A 13,967-nucleotide genomic window follows, 5' to 3' on the forward strand; every position below is an offset into this window, starting at 1 on the left:
GACCGGGTCATCATGCTCCCGCTTGTTGTGGGAGAGATTGTCACGCTTCTGGTGATTGTGCATCGCCTGAGGCTGATCGTCAGAACCCTCATTTCCGGGGACCCGTTTGTTCCTGAAAATGCTGGACATTTGCGGGTCATAGCCATCGCGGTCGGCGTTTACCAGATCGTTCGCTATGCCGCTCAGGGTCTGGTCGCAATTTCGCTGGCCGTCTTTAATTTCCGGATCGGAGGCGTGGAGCTCACGCATTTCGATCTCAATCTCGGGCCATGGTTTGCGGTGGCCGCGCTTCTGGTGTTGTCGGAGGTTCTTCGTGAAGGAGCCCGGATGCGCCAGGAACAGAAACTGACGATTTAGGGAGGCGCGGGAACATGCCCATTCGCGTCACCCTCGACAGGATGCTCCTTGAGCGCCGCATGTCTCTGACAGAGCTGTGCGATCGGGTCGGCATCACAATGGCAAACCTGTCCATTCTCAAGACAGGCAAAGCCAAGGCAGTCAGATTTTCGACGCTGGAAGCGTTGTGCCAGGAACTGGATTGCCAACCTGGCGACCTTCTGAGCTTCGATGAAGATGGAGACGGAGACGGCACCGACGCCTGATCCGTTTCAAGTAAACCCCCGGCGGATTTTCCACCGGACGGTGAAGAAGCAGCGGGAGCGGGCCTGATTGGCATACGCCCCTTCCCAAGAGCGCCGATCGGGCCTTTTTCAGCCCCCCAGCGCGCTCCCGCTGCTTCTCTTTTTCCTTTATAATACGGAATTCTGGATTTCGCCTAGCTCGGCGATGCCTTTCCGTGCGAGATCAAAAAGTGCGTTGAAATTTTCCTGCGGCAGCGGCCGGTCTTCGGCGGTCGCCTGAATTTCAACAATCCCGCCTGATGCGGTCAGAACGAAATTGGCGTCCGTCGACGCCTGGCTGTCTTCCTCGTATTCCAGATCAAGCCGCGCCGTACCGTCCACCATGCCGCAGGAAATCGCGGCCAGCTGGTCAAACACCGGATCGGTTTTGAGAACACCCTCTTCCACAAGCCAGCCCATCGCCAGCTTGAGGGCCACCCAGGCACCTGTAATGGCAGCCGTGCGGGTTCCGCCATCGGCCTGAATGACGTCACAATCCAGCGTCACCTGCCGCTCTCCCAGAGCCCTCATATCTGTAACAGCCCGCAGGGAACGTCCTATCAGGCGCTGGATTTCCTGCGTGCGGCCCGACTGTTTGCCGGCTGCGGCTTCCCGGCGTCCGCGCGTATGAGTGGCACGTGGCAGCATGCCGTATTCGGCCGTCACCCAGCCCTTGCCCGAATTACGCATCCATGGCGGTACATTTTCTTCCACGCTGGCGGTGCAGAGCACATGTGTATTTCCACATCTGATCAGGCAGGAGCCTTCTGCATAGGGTGAAACACCGGTTTCGATCGTCACATCCCGCAAGGCATCCAGGGCGCGTCCATAAGGTCTCATAGGTCAATTCTCCGACAGGGCTTTCGCCCCGTCTAGCCATGGCGCCAACAGACGTAAACCGGCGATCACCGCTTTGCCGGATTGAACGCCAAAGCCGCATGTCCTAACTGAAGGGCTCAATGACCTTCGACAGACAGAATATGCCCAGCCTGGCGGATCTGGATGAACGCTCGCGGCAGATTTTCCGCGAAATCGTCGATTCCTATCTGGCAACAGGCGATCCGGTCGGCTCGCGCACCTTGTCGAGGCGCGAAGGTCTGGATCTGTCACCAGCCTCGATTCGCAACACGATGTCGGATCTGGCCGCCATCGGCCTGCTGACCGCGCCGCATCAGAGCGCCGGGCGCCTGCCGACACATGCCGGGCTGCGGCTGTTCGTGGATGGCCTTTTGCAGGTTGGCGAGCCCTCGGCAGAGGACCGGCAGGCGATAGAATCCCGCGTCGCGCCGACGGCCGCCAAGGTATCCGATGTCCTGTCGGAGGCCTCGTCCATGCTGGCCGGTCTGGCCGGTGGCGCCGGGCTGGTCACGTCGCCGTCTCGTGAAACCAGACTGCGTCATGTCGAATTTGTACCGGTCAGTGCGCACGAAACGCTCGCCATTCTCGTGTCGGAGGACGGCTCGGTTGAAAACCGCATCATGGTCGCCCCGCCCGGACTTCCGGCATCGGCCATGGTCGAGGCGGGAAATTACCTCTCCACGCGGCTAAAGGGCCGCTCGCTGAAACAGGCGACGGAGGAAATCCGCGGCGAGATCAAAGAGCGCAGGGCCTCTCTGGATTCGGCCGCCAGCGCGCTGGTAGAACAGGGGCTGGCCAGCTGGTCAGGGGGAGAGGAGCGCGCCCTCATCATCCGCGGACAGGCGCAATTGCTGGACAATGTGGCCGCTGCTGAAGATCTGGAACGCATTCGCATGCTGTTTGACGAGATCGAGCGCAAGGAGGGCCTGATTGCCCTTCTGGACAAGACCAGGGACGCGGAAGGCGTGCGCCTTTTCATCGGCGCGGAAAACCCGCTTTTTTCGCTATCCGGTTCAAGTGTCATTGTCGCTCCCTATATGGATAGCGAACGGCGCATTATCGGGGCGCTCGGCGTCATCGGACCGACACGTCTGAATTACGCACGGGTCATCCCCATGGTCGATTATACTGCCCGCGTGGTCGGGCGCTTGCTGGAAAAATCCCGCAACTAGACGGGTCAAGAGGACAACATGCCAGAGAATAAAGACGATCAACCCATCGAAGACCGGATCGAGGAAATCGAGGCCGCCGAAGCCACTGCCATGGCCGAGGCCGAAGCCGCAGAGGCCGAGGCGGAACAGGCCGAGCCCTCCCCGGAAGATGCCATTCGGGCGCTTCAGGCCGAGCTGGAAGAGACGCGCGACCGGCTTCTGCGCACTGCTGCTGAAGTCCAGAATGCGCGCCGCCGCGCGGAAAAGGACGTAAAGGATGCGCGGCAATATGCCATTTCAGGCTTTGCGGGTGACGTTCTGAACGTCGCCGACAATCTCTCTCGCGCCCTTCAGGTCGCCCAGTCGGAATCGCTGGAAGGCCCGGCCAAAACGCTGGTCGATGGCGTTGCGCTGACCGAGAAAACCCTGCTGTCAACGCTGGAGCGCCATGGCGTAAAGCGCGTCGAGCCCGCACCGGGCGATGCCTTTGACCCCAACCACCATCAGGCCACCACCCAGATTCCTTCAGAACATAAGGCCGGCACCATCGCGGCCAGCTTTGCGCCCGGCTATGTCATCGGCGAGCGCACCTTGCGCGCCGCCATGGTAGCGGTATCGGCCGGCCAGCCCGCCGCAGATGATGGCGGCGGAGCCGGTAAGGCCCGGAACGACGGGCCCGAACCCGGCTCCGGCGTCGACGTAAAGGCCTGATACCGGCCGCTTGTTGATTCCGGCGCAAAATTGCTTTCCTCTGTTCATCTGAACAGGGGAGGCGTTCATGGAATTTCTGATTGCTGCCGTCAGTACGCCGGTCAACTTTGATGCCGCTACGGCGACGGACGCCTATATCGCCACCATGGATGCCGCTGCGCGGGCGCGCTCGGATGCCTATTTCGAAGGCGGCTACTGGCTGATTCCGGTCAATCTGATCGCCGGGCTCGCCATGGCGGGATTGCTTTTGCAGACCGGCTTTTCAAAAGGCCTTCGCGACCGGGTTCAGGGGCTCGTCAGATCGAAATCCCTGACCGTCGCCCTCTATGCAGCCATCTACACCATCGTCACCACGCTCATTCTATTTCCGCTGACGCTGTGGCAGGGCTATTTCCGCGAGCACGCCTACGGCCTGTCGACCATGTCGCTCGGCGGCTGGCTGAACGAGCAGGCCATCGGTCTCGTGACCGGCGTCATCATGGCAGCCATCTTCCTGACGATATTCTATCTTGTGCTGGGCCTTGCCAGGCGCGCCTGGTGGATCTGGGGCGCTGGCGTATCGGTGATCCTTCTGGCCGTCGCGATCTTCATCTCGCCTGTCTATATTGATCCGCTCTTCAATGAATATCAGCCGATGGAAGAGGGCGAGCTGCGTGATGACATTCTCGCGCTCGCCGACGCCAACGGCATTCCCGCCGATAATGTCTATGTCTTTGATGTGTCACGTCAGTCCAATCGCATCACCGCCAATGTGAATGGCCTGTTCGGCACCACCCGCATCGCCCTGTCGGATACGCTGATCGACAATACCGATCCCGATGAGGTCCTGGCCGTCATGGGACATGAAATGGGCCATTATGCGCTCAACCATCTCTGGGAAATGTTCATCATCTTTGCGGTTGTTCTGGCCATCGGCTTTGCCTTTACTGACCGGCTCTTTGCCTTCGTGAATGGCCGGTTCGGCAAGAGCTGGGGCGTTTCCGGTATCTCCGATATTGCCGGCCTGCCTTTGCTCGCGGCCTGTCTGTCAGTCTATTTCTTCATCGCGACCCCGGTCTTCAATACCGTGATCCGGACCAATGAAGCCGAAGCCGATATATTCGGCCTCAATGCTGCGCGCGAACCTGATGGGTTTGCGACCGCCGCGCTGCGTCTGGCCTCCTATCGCAAGATCGATCCGGGCCGCTGGGAAGAATTTATCTTCTTCGACCATCCGTCCGGCCGCGCCCGCATTGCCATGTCCATGCAGTGGAAGGCCGGACAGCTGGCGCTGGGCGCACAAGACCAGACCCCGGAATTGCGGCTCGACCGGGCGCGCGCCATTTCAGACGCGCTGGTGGAGGGACCGGAAACCCGGCAAGAATAGCGCGGCCTTCCGGGGCTTAAATCACGATCCGTGACAACAATGTGTGTCGCCAGACCGGCGTGATTTTGCCATGCTCTGATCAAAGCAAAGGCAGGAGCCTGCATGTTACCGAACTGGGCCATGGATGCCATGAGCATCCTCACGCAAGTCTTCATCCTCCTGCTGGGGGCGGCGGCGCTTGTCGTGGCCATTCTCTTCATCATTGATATCAGCCAGACGCGTGATGCCATCCGCCGGAATTATCCGGTTGTGGGCCGGTTCCGGAATCTGTTCACCCGGCTGGGCGAGTTTTTCCGTCAGTATTTCTTTGCCATGGACCGGGAGGAATTACCCTTCAACCGCGCCGAGCGCGAATGGGTGTATCGCTCCGCGAAGGGCGAGGGCGGAACCATCGCCTTCGGTTCGACCAAGCCGCTGACACCTGTGGGGACCGCTATCTTTGTCAATAGTCCCTATCCGGATCTGGAGGATGATGTTGCCCACACCAGAAGCCTGCAGATCGGCCCGTTTGCGCGCCAGCCTTATGACGCCCCCTCTTTCTTCAACATTTCAGGCATGAGCTATGGAGCGCTGTCGCGGCCTGCGGTGCGCGCCCTGTCGCGCGGTGCGGCCAAGGCCGGAATCTGGCTCAATACCGGTGAAGGCGGGCTCTCCGATGCGCATCTGGAAGGCGGCTGCGATATCGTCTTCCAGATCGGCACGGCGAAATACGGCGTGCGCAATGTCGAGGGCGGCCTTTCGGATGAAAAACTGAAAGCCGTCGCCAGCCTCGAACAGGTCAGAATGTTCGAACTGAAGCTGTCGCAAGGTGCAAAGCCGGGCAAGGGCGGTATCCTGCCGGCAGAGAAGGTGACACAGGAAATTGCCGACATTCGCGGCATTCCGGCCGGGATTGCGTCCCACTCGCCCAACCGGCATCCGGAAGTTGGCGATAATGCGCAATTACTGGATTTTATCGCCCATATCCGCGAGGTGTCCGGCAAGCCGGTGGGCATCAAATTCGTTGTCGGCGCCTATGGCTGGCTGGACGCGCTGTGCGAGGAGATCAAGACACGCGGCATTGAAAGCGCGCCCGATTTTTTCACCATCGATTCCGGTGATGGCGGCACGGGCGCAGCCCCCATGGCGCTGATGGACAATGTCGGCCTGACGATACGGGAAAGCCTGCCCATGGTGGCCGGCATTCTGCGTCATCATGGTCTGAAGGAGCGCATCCGCATCATCGCCTCGGGAAAACTCCTGATCCCGTCCTCCGTGGCCTGGGCCCTGGCCGCGGGGGCAGACTTTGTCCAGTGCGGCCGCGGCTTCATGTTCTCGCTCGGCTGTATCCAGGCGATGAAATGCCACATGAATACCTGCCCGACCGGCGTCACGACCCACAAGAAATCCCTGCAGCGCGGACTCGTACCTCAGGACAAGGCCGAGAAGGTCGCCCTCTACGCCAATACGCTGCGCGAACATGTCGAAATCATCGCCCATTCCTGCGGCGTCAGCGAACCGCGGCAGCTCAAACCCATGCATGTCCGGCTGGTACAGGCCAATGGGCGGTCCAGGTCCATGGACAATCTGAACTTCATTCCACCGGAGGAATTACGCCAGGATCGCAGCCTGCCGGAGCAGGCTTGATGTGGGCATGTCACTCGACAGCTTTTGTCACGCGAATAGATTGCAGGCTTGCAAGGGGGACAGGGTAATGAGGCGGATATTGTTGATTGGCGCGGCGGCTTTGTTGTCAGCATGTGCTTCCACGCTGCCAGAGGATTTTGCATTTGACCCGGGATCGGGCGAAGCCTTGCTGGCATTTGACAGTTCTGTTGTTCGGGAAAGCGGCACGCTGATCCTGGTGTCGGCTGATCTGGAGACCGGGACGTTTGACCGCTTGCCCGATCCCGTAACGGCCGGTTACAGAAACCGTATCGAACTGGATGATCCCACGGCGGGCCGTATTTATCTGAACAGAATGGAGCCCGGCACCTACGCTATTGCCGGCGTCATATACACGCTCGGGCAGACGATGACGACGACATGTTTTTCGCGCGGCACGGTCGTTTTTGATCTCCGCGAAGGCGAAGTCGGCGTTTTGTCCGGTGGTACGGGCTTGACCGGAAACGGCCGGTTTATGACCCGTCAGACCCCGGCAGATCGTTTGGCACGCGCAAGAAACGCGCTCGCCGCCGTTCCGGGCGTTCCCCTGGATATATCGGCCTATGTCGTCGAGCCTGTCGCGGCCATCACGTTCGAACCGGGCTTGCGTTTGATCGGCACAGGCTGTCCGGGAACATCAGACTTTCAAACCCTTGAAGGCCCTGTCGTCACGGCAGGCGATGACGCGGCGGTCAAGGATTAGTCACCCGCCGCATCGTCAGATTCAGCCGTCCGCCATCGGGTACCAGTGTCGAGGTTCCCGGATAGATGCGGTCCACCCCGTGATAACAGCGCCGCGCCTCACCGCCGAGCACGACGACGTCGCCCGATGACAGGATCAGGGAATGCGTTTTGCCTTTTCGGGCTGGCCCGCCCAGACGAAAGCGCGCCTTGTCGCCCAGAGAGACGGATACAACGGCGGCATTCGTCGCCTCCTCGTCCCGGTCGATATGCAGGCCCATGCGAGAGGTATCGCGATAGTAATTCACCAGGCAGGCTTCAAAGGGCGCAGGGTAACCGGCCACCGAGTCCCACAGGTCCGTCAGCAGCTCAGGCGGGTCAGGCCAGGGCGCGCCGGTCCCGGGGTGAGCCGGTTCATAGCGATAGCCCCTGTCCTTGTCCGTCACCCAGCCCAATGGCCCGAAATTCGTCATCGTGACGCTCATGGGCTGGCCGGTCCGCGGCATGCACGGCCGATAGAAGGGCACGGTTTTCACCGCCTCCAGGACAGCCTCGACCAGCGCAGCCTGTTGTTGCCGGTCAAAATATCCGGGCAGGTATCGAAATCCGTCTGGCAAACTCATACAGGTAAGGATAGACGAAGTCCTTTCTGCGGCCAGTCATGAGCACTGCAAACACCTGAATTGATTCGCCCCACACCCTTGCGGGTTATGCCGGGCCTCCCTATCTCCGGCATCGAGCCGGGTGTCCGGCAATTGGATTAATGACAGACAGGCGGCAGGGCCTGGAACCTTGGGGGGTTTCATCCAGCCGGCCGGCGCTTCGGGCCGGTTGGAAATCTGGGAGAGCCTCGCCCAAAAAGAAAACGGAGACGAAAACGTCATGAGTAAGGTAATCGGCATTGACCTCGGGACCACAAACTCCTGTGTCGCAGTCATGGATGGCGGCAGCGCCAAGGTCATCGAAAACTCCGAAGGCGCCCGGACCACCCCGTCCGTTGTGGCGTTTACGGAAGACGGTGAACGCCTGATCGGCCAGCCGGCCAAACGTCAGGCCGTCACCAACCCGGAACAGACCTTCTTTGCCATCAAGCGTCTGATCGGCCGTGATATGTCGGACCCGATGGTCAAGAAGGATGCCGGAATGGTGCCCTACAAGATCATAGCCTCCGATAATAACGATGCCTGGGTTCAGGGTCGCGACAAGAAATACTCCCCGTCTGAAATTTCCGCTTTCATTTTGCAAAAGATGAAAGAAACGGCTGAATCCTATCTCGGCGAGAAGGTCGAGCAGGCCGTCATCACGGTTCCCGCCTACTTCAATGATTCACAGCGTCAGGCCACCAAGGACGCCGGCAAGATTGCGGGCCTTGAGGTATTGCGCATCATCAACGAACCGACCGCGGCAGCGCTCGCCTATGGCCTCGACAAGGGTGATAACCGCACGATTGCTGTCTATGATCTCGGTGGCGGCACGTTCGACGTCTCTATCCTCGAAATTGGCGATGGCGTCTTCGAGGTGAAGGCCACCAATGGTGACACCTTCCTGGGCGGTGAGGATTTTGACCTCCGCATCGTCGATTATCTTGCTGACGAGTTCAAAAAAGAAAACGCCATCGACCTGCGCAAGGACAAGCTGGCGCTTCAACGGCTGAAAGAAGAGGCCGAAAAGGCCAAGAAGGAATTGTCGTCTGCCACGTCCTATGAAGTGAATTTGCCCTTCATTACGGCCGATGCCTCGGGCCCGAAACACCTGACCATGAAGCTGTCCCGCGCCAAGCTGGAATCGCTGGTCGAGGATCTGGTCAAGCGCACGATCGAGCCCTGCAAGAAGGCATTGAAAGATGCCGGCATGTCGGCGTCCGACATCGAGGACGTGGTGCTGGTTGGCGGCATGACCCGCATGCCGAAAGTCCAGGAGGCGGTGAAAGGCTTCTTCGGCCGTGAACCGCACAAGGGTGTGAACCCGGATGAGGTTGTTGCGATGGGCGCCGCCATTCAGGCCGGCGTGCTCCAAGGCGATGTGAAAGACGTGCTCTTGCTGGACGTCACGCCGCTGTCTCTGGGTATCGAGACACTGGGCGGGGTCTTCACCTCGCTGATTGAACGCAATACGACCATCCCGACCAAGAAGTCCCAGACCTTCTCGACCGCTGAAGACAATCAGCAGGCCGTGACCATCAAGGTCTCGCAGGGCGAACGCCAGATGGCGGCGGACAACAAGCTTCTGGGTCAGTTTGACCTGATGGGAATTGCTCCGGCCCCGCGCGGCATGCCGCAGATCGAGGTGACGTTCGACATTGATGCCAACGGCATCGTCAATGTGTCGGCCAAGGACAAGGCCACCGGCAAGGAACAGCAAATCCGCATTCAGGCCTCGGGGGGGCTATCCGACGACGATATCAACAATATGGTCAAGGACGCGGAAGCCAATGCAGAGGCCGACAAGAAGCGCAAGGCGCTGGTCGAGGCGAAGAACAATGCCGAGGCTCTGCTCCACCAGACCGAAAAACAGCTGGAGGAGTTTGGCGACAAGGTCGGGGATGATGTCAAAACCGCAATCACCAAGGCGTCAGACGAGTTGAAAGCTGTCAAGGACGGTGAGGATGCCGCTGAAATTCAGGCCAAGACCCAGGAGCTGGTCCAGGCTGCGATGAAACTGGGTGAAGCCATGTATGCCGCCCAGCAATCCGAAGGCGGACCGGACGATTCAGGTGATGCCGGCTCAGGCGACGAGGATGTTGTTGATGCCGAGTATTCGGAAGTCGACGGCGAAGGTGATGATACCTCCGGCGACAAGAAAGAAAGCGCTTAAACCGCGTATGGGATGAAAGGCGCCCTGCCAAAGCAGGGCGCTCCTCACCTGAAGGCTGCAGTCCATGGCAAAGCGTGATTTTTATGAAGTTCTGGGCGTTGACCGCTCGGTCGACGACAAGGCGCTGAAAAGCGCCTACCGGAAACTTGCCATGCAGTATCATCCGGACCGCAATCCGAATGATGCCGACGCAGAAGCCCGCTTCAAGGAAGTGGGCGAGGCCTATGCCGCTCTCTCTGATCCACAAAAGCGCGCCGCTTACGACCAGATGGGCCATGCCGCCTTTGAAGGCGGAATGGGCGGCGGCGGTCAAGGGCCGTTTGGCGGCGCTGCCGGTGCCGCAGACTTTGCCGATATTTTCGAGCAGGTCTTTGGCGGCGGTTTTGGCGGTATGGGCGGCCGCCGCGGTGCACGGCGCAGCAATGGCCCGGCCCGCGGTTCCGATCTGCGTTACGACCTGGAAGTCAATCTGAAAGACGCCTTCGAAGGCAAGTCGGAAACCCTGAAGGTTCCGACCAGCCTCACCTGCGAGCGATGCGACGGGAATGGTGCCGAGCCGGGAACATCTCTTGAAACCTGCGCGACCTGCGCCGGTCAGGGCGTTGTCACGGCGGGAAATGGCATGTTCCGGATTCGCCAGACCTGCCCGGCCTGCGGCGGACAGGGCAAGACCGTTTCCGATCCGTGTCACGAATGTGATGGTGTCGGACAGGTGCGAAAAATCCGGACGCTGAATGTCGATATCCCAGCCGGAGTGGAAGACGGCATGCGGATCCGGCTCGCCGGTGAAGGCGAATCCGGAGCCCGCGGCGGTCCGCGAGGCGATCTCTATATCTTCGTATCGATCCGCCATGATGATCTGTTCGAACGCGATGGCCCGAACCTCTACTGCCGCGCAACCGTTCCCATGGTGACAGCCGCTCTGGGTGGAACCATTTGCTGCCCGGTTATTGATGGCGGCAAGGCGGAGTTGAAGATTCCGTCTGCGTCCCAGACAGGCAAACGAATGCGCCTGAAAGGCAAGGGCATGCCGCGTCTGCGTGGCGGGCCACGCGGCGACATGATCGTCGAATTATATGTCGAGACACCGCGTAATCTGACCGACCGGCAGAAGGAATTGCTTCAGGAGTTCTGCGAGCTCTCCGGCGGCAATTGCAATCCGGAATCTGATGGCTTTGTCGGCAAGGCAAAGCGTTTCTGGGACGATCTGACCAGTGAGGACGGCCGGCCGGGCGTATAGGGCCTAGGCTGACGGCGCTGTCAGATACCAGAGTGCCGCTTTCTGGATATCCGAAGTAAAGGCGCGGCGGGCCGTCTCGTCGTCCTGCAAGTCAGCCTGAAACAGGGCCGCATCCCGGCTGAGCCCTATGACCAGTGTGAGCAGAAATAGGGCGGCCGGCGGCGCAAAGTGCGGCGGTTTGATCTTCAGAACGGTCAGCGTCTTCGACAAATCCTCGGCGAGTCTGGCAGGGGGCTGCGCCAGATCGACCGGACGCCCCGCCAGCCGGGATAGCAAAGCCCGATTGGCCAGACCATGCGCAACGCAGGCCTCGGCGAGCTGTCCAATCCAGCGGTGCACGTCCCGATGACGGCGCGCCTCCTGGTTGGCCAGCAACAGGTTTTCCGTCAAAATCTCCAACCGGTCCGCATAGAGCGCATCCAGCGCGGCCGCCTTGTCGGCGAAGCGTCCATAGAAGGCACCGACGGACGATTTCGCCTTTCGGGCAATATCCGCCACCGTCAACGCATCGATTGAATTATCCTGAACTGATTTTTCAAGTATTTTCAGGATTCTCTGACGCGTTGCGCGGCTGCGGGCCTGCATGGCCGGTTTGACGCCCGATTCAACAGTGGCTTCGTTTTTGGGATGGGCTTTCCATTCCGGCAATGGCTTTAACTTTCCATTCACATATTCGAATCAGGGCTTTGGAGGTTAGATTTTATTCGAACCAAATTCTAGTTCTTTAATGGGGGGGACACGTTACAGGGGAAATAATCTCCTTGTTAACTCTATTGCGCCATCGATTTTGACGGTAAAGCCGACCCATCCTGATTGCGAGGTTTTGGACATGGTCTTGAGAATTTCAATTATCGGCGTCGGCGGGCGCCTCGGACGCACGATTGCCCGCGAAATCATTCTTGATGAAAGATACGAATTGGCCGGCGGCGTTATCCGGTCCGATTCCGACCATGTCGATCAGGATCTGGGCGAGATTGCCGGAACGCCCTGGCTCGGCAGACCTGCCTCTATCCGGCTTGAGGATGTTCTGGACGGGGCTGACGCCGTCATTGACGCGTCCACTCCGCAAGCGAGTGCTGCAATCGCCCGCCGTCTCGCCGATCTGGGAGGGCCGGCGCTGGTGTGTGGCGTGACCGGCCTGAACCAGGCGCAGACAGACGCATTGCGAGCCGCCAGCGAGATATTGCCGGTGCTGGCGGCCCGGAATTTCTCGATTGGCATCGCACTGGTCGAAATGCTGGTGTCGACGGCAGCGGCAGGACTGCCGCTCGAACGCTGGGATGCCGAAATCAGCGAGACCCATCACCGGCACAAGATCGATGCGCCCTCGGGAACGGCTCTGATACTGGGGGAAGCCATTGCGAGATCTCGCGGACAGATCCTAGACATGGTCGCCGAACGCGGCCGCAGCGGACCCGATCAACCGCGCAATCCCGGAGGTATCGGTTTTGCCTCCGTGCGGGGCGGCGCCATTGTCGGCGAGCACGAAGTGCGCTTCCTGTCAGACAATGAGGAAATATCGATCGGACACCGGGCACTGGATCGGCGCGTTTTTGCCCTCGGTGCCCTGACGGCGGCGCAATGGCTCGTGGGCCAGAAGGCCGGACTGTATTCGATGCGGGACGTGATTGGCGGCAATTGACGCAATTCCGGCAAACAGGGCATAAGGCGTCATAAGCAGTCAGGAGTTGACATGAGCCGATCCCGCCGCCTTTCAGATGTTTCCCGCGCGCCGAAATCCGCCGCCTCGGGGGCCGGATGATCGCGACAAACGGATTTGAGGGCCGGATGACGGGGCAAATGGCCGCGCATCCGCCGGTGCAGGGAGAAGAGGCGTGAGTGAGGGGAAGCAGACTGCCGACAGCTTTCTACCTTTTGAAGTCAATCTGTTAGTAACGCTCCGACTGGATTACCGACTGCTGTCTATTGGCTTGTTCCTGATAATGACCGGCAGTTTTATGGCCATTGCCAGCCTGACCCACACGAATGGTTTTCAAGCGCTGAAACCGGGCGGCGACCTGTTTCAGGAAGTCGAGCTCGCCATTGTTTTCTGCGCCTTGCTGACAGTCGCCATCGCGCTTCAGACCGCTGGTCATAATCTCTGGAAACGGGAATTAAAGGCCCTGCGCGATGCGCTGCGACCGGGATTCCAGGACCGGCTCGACCCGTTTGAGTCCGGCTTGCCTGTCACGTGGCGAAAAGCCTACCGGGTTGCGAGCCTCAGTGGCCTTGCGGCCGGCATAGCACTCAATTGCGTTATTGTTTCTCAGGCGAGCCAGCCTCTGAGCGTGATCACAGAGCCCGTTGGCATCTGGTTCCTGACCCTCGGTCCCATCCTTTTTATCCTGGGCGCGCGCGGATTGACCGACATGTCCTGTCAAAGCCGCTTTGTGAAGGATCTGATCCATGAAGCCGCCGATATTGATCTGGCAGATCTCGAAAAACTACAGGTATTTGGCCGGATGGGCCTGCATGAAGCTCTGTCATGGAGCCTGATTGCCGCCGTTCTCATTCTCATGCTGGCAGCTGGCATTTCCTCGGGCGGCGTCGGTGTGTTGGGGATAGGACTTCTCACAATTGCCTTGGCAATTGGTGGGGCTGTCCGCTCTTTCTGGTTGGCCATTCAGCCGGTACAGAGGCGTATTGCATCGGCGAAGGCAGAAAAACTGAAAGCCCTGCGAGCGGGGATTCTCAAGGCTCGGGAAAATGTTGGCGACCTGATTGCGCTGGAAAACTGGATCGCCAGCCGTCCCGAGTGGCCAATATCGGCTCCCATCTCACGGCGGCTGTTAATCTATGTCGCCCTCCCGCTCCTCGCCTGGGCCGGAGCAGCACTTGTGGATCGCGGCGTCAACGCGCTCATCTCTTGACGAACACTCCGA

General features: G+C 59.8%; 14 protein-coding genes. 11 read left to right on the forward strand and 3 right to left on the reverse strand.

Annotation, left to right across the window (positions count from 1 at the left end):
• Positions 1 to 12 precede the first annotated feature (12 nt).
• Together HXX25_RS13900 and HXX25_RS11385 are read left to right on the forward strand one after the other, a co-directional pair.
• Positions 13 to 357, forward strand: coding sequence for a DUF2975 domain-containing protein (locus HXX25_RS13900; protein WP_233347002.1), 345 nt, complete (start codon positions 13 to 15; stop codon positions 355 to 357).
• A 14-nt stretch (positions 358 to 371) separates the two neighbouring features.
• Positions 372 to 602 carry a helix-turn-helix transcriptional regulator gene (locus tag HXX25_RS11385; RefSeq protein ID WP_187166028.1) on the forward strand — a complete coding sequence of 77 codons (231 nt, stop codon included), beginning with the start codon at positions 372 to 374 and terminating at the stop codon, positions 600 to 602.
• 147 nt (positions 603 to 749) lie between these two features.
• Here HXX25_RS11385 and rph read toward each other — a convergent pair whose 3' ends face one another.
• Positions 750 to 1,460: a ribonuclease PH gene (gene rph, locus HXX25_RS11390; RefSeq protein ID WP_187166029.1), complete on the reverse strand. Its 711-nt coding sequence runs from the start codon at positions 1,458 to 1,460 to the stop codon at positions 750 to 752.
• 119 nt (positions 1,461 to 1,579) lie between these two features.
• Here rph and hrcA point away from each other — a divergent pair, with 119 nt between their 5' ends.
• From hrcA to HXX25_RS11415, 5 genes are all read left to right on the forward strand, one after another.
• Entirely contained in the window at positions 1,580 to 2,650 is a 1,071-nt protein-coding gene (gene hrcA / locus HXX25_RS11395; protein WP_187166030.1) for a heat-inducible transcriptional repressor HrcA, read from the forward strand.
• A gap of 18 nt (positions 2,651 to 2,668) precedes the next feature.
• Positions 2,669 to 3,340: a nucleotide exchange factor GrpE gene (gene grpE, locus HXX25_RS11400; RefSeq protein WP_233346677.1), complete on the forward strand. Its 672-nt coding sequence runs from the start codon at positions 2,669 to 2,671 to the stop codon at positions 3,338 to 3,340.
• A gap of 67 nt (positions 3,341 to 3,407) precedes the next feature.
• Positions 3,408 to 4,706 (forward strand): M48 family metallopeptidase, encoded by a 1,299-nt coding sequence (locus HXX25_RS11405; RefSeq protein WP_187166031.1) that lies wholly within the window; start codon positions 3,408 to 3,410, stop codon positions 4,704 to 4,706.
• 102 nt (positions 4,707 to 4,808) lie between these two features.
• Entirely contained in the window at positions 4,809 to 6,332 is a 1,524-nt protein-coding gene (locus tag HXX25_RS11410) for an FMN-binding glutamate synthase family protein (protein WP_187166032.1), read from the forward strand.
• 67 nt (positions 6,333 to 6,399) lie between these two features.
• On the forward strand, positions 6,400 to 7,053 hold the full coding sequence (locus HXX25_RS11415; protein ID WP_187166033.1) for a hypothetical protein: 654 nt from the start codon (positions 6,400 to 6,402) through the stop codon (positions 7,051 to 7,053).
• Here HXX25_RS11415 and HXX25_RS11420 read toward each other — a convergent pair.
• On the reverse strand, positions 7,043 to 7,654 hold the full coding sequence (locus HXX25_RS11420) for an alpha-ketoglutarate-dependent dioxygenase AlkB (protein ID WP_187166034.1): 612 nt from the start codon (positions 7,652 to 7,654) through the stop codon (positions 7,043 to 7,045). The two genes, HXX25_RS11415 and HXX25_RS11420, sit on opposite strands and share 11 nt — an antisense overlap.
• A gap of 259 nt (positions 7,655 to 7,913) precedes the next feature.
• Between HXX25_RS11420 and dnaK the strand changes: the two genes are divergently transcribed.
• Both dnaK and dnaJ read left to right on the forward strand, forming a co-directional pair.
• Positions 7,914 to 9,845 (forward strand): molecular chaperone DnaK, encoded by a 1,932-nt coding sequence (dnaK, locus tag HXX25_RS11425; RefSeq protein WP_187166035.1) that lies wholly within the window; start codon positions 7,914 to 7,916, stop codon positions 9,843 to 9,845.
• 64 nt (positions 9,846 to 9,909) lie between these two features.
• Positions 9,910 to 11,085 carry a molecular chaperone DnaJ gene (gene dnaJ, locus HXX25_RS11430; RefSeq protein ID WP_187166036.1) on the forward strand — a complete coding sequence of 392 codons (1,176 nt, stop codon included), beginning with the start codon at positions 9,910 to 9,912 and terminating at the stop codon, positions 11,083 to 11,085.
• Positions 11,086 to 11,088: 3 nt separating this feature from the next.
• Here the strand turns inward: dnaJ and HXX25_RS11435 are convergent, their stop codons facing one another.
• Positions 11,089 to 11,733 carry a TetR/AcrR family transcriptional regulator gene (locus HXX25_RS11435; RefSeq protein WP_187166037.1) on the reverse strand — a complete coding sequence of 215 codons (645 nt, stop codon included), beginning with the start codon at positions 11,731 to 11,733 and terminating at the stop codon, positions 11,089 to 11,091.
• A 187-nt stretch (positions 11,734 to 11,920) separates the two neighbouring features.
• On the opposite strand from HXX25_RS11435, the gene dapB reads away from it, so the two are divergent.
• Both dapB and HXX25_RS11445 read left to right on the forward strand, forming a co-directional pair.
• The gene (dapB, locus tag HXX25_RS11440) at positions 11,921 to 12,727 is read left to right on the forward strand and encodes a 4-hydroxy-tetrahydrodipicolinate reductase (RefSeq protein WP_370543737.1); all 807 of its coding nucleotides are present in this window, start codon (positions 11,921 to 11,923) and stop codon (positions 12,725 to 12,727) included.
• Positions 12,728 to 12,920: 193 nt separating this feature from the next.
• Positions 12,921 to 13,955, forward strand: a complete 1,035-nt coding sequence (locus HXX25_RS11445) for a hypothetical protein (RefSeq protein WP_187166039.1) — start codon at positions 12,921 to 12,923, stop codon at positions 13,953 to 13,955.
• Positions 13,956 to 13,967 lie beyond the last annotated feature (12 nt).

Origin of the sequence: Hyphobacterium sp. CCMP332, assembly GCF_014323565.1 — a bacterium.
GTDB lineage: Bacteria > Pseudomonadota > Alphaproteobacteria > Caulobacterales > Maricaulaceae > Hyphobacterium.